Consider the following 3,082-nt stretch of genomic DNA (forward strand, 5'->3'; position numbering starts at 1 on the left):
ACCTCGCCGCATTCGTCGTCTTCTCCTCCGTCGCCGGCACATTCGGAAGTGCCGGGCAGGCCAGCTACGCGGCCGCGAACGCCTTCCTGGACGCGCTGGCCTGCCGGCGTGGTGCAGTGGGGCTTCCCGCACAGTCGCTGGCCTGGGGCGCCTGGGCTCCCGGCGTCGGCATGACGGGCGAGCTCGGCGAAGCCGATCTGCAGCGCATGGCACGCGGCGGCATGCTCGCACTCACCCCGGAACAGGGTCTCGGCCTGCTCGACACCACGCGAGACCTGGCCCGACCCCTGCTGCTGCCGATGAACCTCGACACGGGCCCCCTGCGCGCCCACCCCGAGGCCGTACCGCCGCTGCTGCGGGGTCTGGTCCGGAAACCCGGGCGCCGCCAGACCGCGATCGCCGCCGCGGCGAAGGGAACAGAAGCAGCACAGGATCTCGCGGCCCGACTGACCGCACTGCCTCCGGCGGACCGCGAACCGTACCTGCTCGACCTGGTCTGTACCCAGGTGGCCCTCGTTCTCGGACACGGATCCGCCGAAGACATCGAACCCGACCAGGCCTTCAAGGAGCTCGGCTTCGACTCGCTGACGGCGGTGGAACTCCGCAACCACCTCAACGCGGCGACGCAGCTCAGGCTGCCCGCCACCCTCGTCTTCGACTACCCGACACCGCTCGTCCTGGTCCGCCATGTGCTGGACGAGATCGACCTGCCCGAGATTCCGGGTGCGCAGCCGATCCTCGGCGAGCTCACCCGGCTGGAGGCGGCTCTGGCCGGGGCCAGCGTCGGAGACGAGGAACGGGCCGAGATCGCCACCCGGCTGCGGGCGCTGGCCGCCCACTGGCAGGGCGACGGCAGGCAGGACCAAGGCGGGGGTCCGTACGCGGAATCCGATGAGGACGACGGTGAGCTGGCATCGGCATCGACCGCCGGCGAGCTGTTCGACCTCATCGACAAGGAACTAGGAACGTCGTGACCGGACGCGGGGAACCGCTCGGCTCTGTTCGAGGATGTGACGTTGGTGGCTGCTGACGACGAGAAGTACATGGAGTACCTGAAGCGGGTGACGACCGAGCTTCGGCAGACCCGTCGCCAGCTTCGCGAAGCCGAGGGCAGAGACCAGGAGCCCATCGCCATCGTCGCGATGAGCTGCCGCTACCCCGGCAGCGTGCGCACTCCGGAAGACCTGTGGCAGCTGGTCGCGGAAGGTGGAGACGCCGTCTCCGAATTCCCGGTCGACCGGGGCTGGGACGTCGACGCCGCCTTTGACCCGGACCCGGACAAGCCGGGCTCGATCTACGTGCGCGAAGGCGGCTTCCTCCACGACGCGGGGTACTTCGACCCAGCGTTCTTCGGGATGAGCCCCCGGGAGGCACTGGCCACCGACCCGCAGCAGCGGTTGCTGCTCGAGGTGGCCTGGGAGGCCTTCGAACGCGCGGGTATCGACCCCGCGTCGGTGCGCGGCTCCAACGGAGGAGTGTTCGTCGGAGCCGCCACCTCCGGGTACGGCGTCGGTGTGGCCGAACTTCCCGAAGGCGTACAAGGCCTGCTCCTCGCCGGAAACGCCACCTCCGTGGCCTCCGGCCGGATCGCCTACACCCTCGGCCTCGAAGGACCCGCCGTCACCGTCGACACGGCCTGCTCCTCCTCACTGGTCGCCCTGCACTGGGCGTGCCACGCGCTGCGCCGCGGCGAATGTGATCTGGCGCTGGCCGGCGGGGTCGCCGTGATGTGCACCCCGGCGATGTTCTTCGAGTTCAGTCGGCAGCGCGGCCTGGCTGCCGACGGTCGCTGCAAGCCGTTCTCCGACGACGCCGACGGCACCGGCTGGTCGGAGGGCGCCGGCATGCTGCTCGTCGAGCGACTCTCCGACGCCCAGAAGAACGGTCACCCGGTGCTTGCCGTCGTCCGGAGCACTGCCATCAACTCCGACGGCGCCTCCAATGGTCTGACCGCCCCCAACGGCCCCTCCCAGCAGCGGGTGATCCGATCGGCCCTGTCGCGGGCGGGGCTCGCGCCGAGCGATGTCGACGCCGTCGACGCCCACGGCACGGGAACGTCGCTGGGTGACCCCATCGAGGCGCAGGCGTTGCTCGCCACCTACGGCAAGGACCGCGCGGATCACGGCCCGCTGCGCCTCGGCTCGCTCAAATCCAACATCGGCCACAGCCAGTCGGCCGCCGGCGTCGGCAGCGTCATCAAGATGGTCATGGCCATGCACCACGGGACGCTCCCCAAGACCCTGCACGTCTCGAAGCCGTCCCGCCACATCGACTGGACAGCGGGCGAGGTCGAGGTACTGACCGAGGCGAGGCCCTGGCAGCCGGACGGGCGCCCGCGACGCGCCGGAGTCTCCTCGTTCGGCATCAGCGGCACCAACGCACACGCCATCCTGGAGGAAGCCCCTGCTTCCGACACCACCCAGGCCCCGACGACGGACGGTGTGCCCACCCGTGCCCTGCCCCTCGTCCCCTGGGTGGTGTCCGCCCGCAGCGCGGAGGCCCTTCGCGCTCAAGCGGCGCGACTGCTGACGCGGGTCAAGCAGGAGGAGCTCGACCTGACCGACGTCGGCTACTCCCTGACCACCACAAGGACCGCGTTCGAACACCGCGCCGTGGTACTCGCCGAGGACCGGGCCACGGCCATCGGCGGCCTGGAGCACCTAGCGACCACGGGCGCCAACGGACCGAACGCTGACGTGGTGTGCGGCCGCACGACGCGTGGCGCCACCGCCTTCCTCTTTACCGGCCAGGGCGCCCAAAGCGCCTCAATGGGACGAGAGTTGTATGCCGCGTTCCCGACCTTCGCCGCGGCATTCGACGAGGCGTGCGCACACCTCGACACCCAGCTGGAGCGTCCCCTGCAAGACGTCGTCTTCGGCGAGGACTCCGAGGACCTCCACCGGACGGTCTTCACCCAGCCCGCGCTCTTCGCCGTGGAAGTGGCCCTCTACCGGCTCGTCGAGTCCTGGGGCCTCAAGCCCAAGTACGTGGTGGGTCATTCGGTGGGTGAGTTGGTGGCGGCGCATGTGGCGGGTGTGTTGTCGTTGGAGGATGCGTGTCGTTTGGTGGCGGCTCGTGGGCG

The 3,082-nt window shown here is 70.2% G+C and carries 2 protein-coding genes; both read left to right on the forward strand.

The window, feature by feature from the left end; translation table 11 throughout:
* The coding region (locus ACFXOM_RS35505) for a KR domain-containing protein (RefSeq protein WP_384949362.1) at nucleotides 1-974 on the forward strand (974 nt) is incomplete at its 5' end.
* Between the two features lie 69 nt (nucleotides 975-1,043).
* Nucleotides 1,044-3,082, forward strand: a 2,039-nt coding sequence (locus ACFXOM_RS35510) for a type I polyketide synthase (protein WP_385041620.1), incomplete at its 3' end; no start/stop codon positions are given.

This window comes from Streptomyces sp. NPDC059169 (assembly GCF_042755225.1).
Classification (GTDB): domain Bacteria; phylum Actinomycetota; class Actinomycetes; order Streptomycetales; family Streptomycetaceae; genus Streptomyces.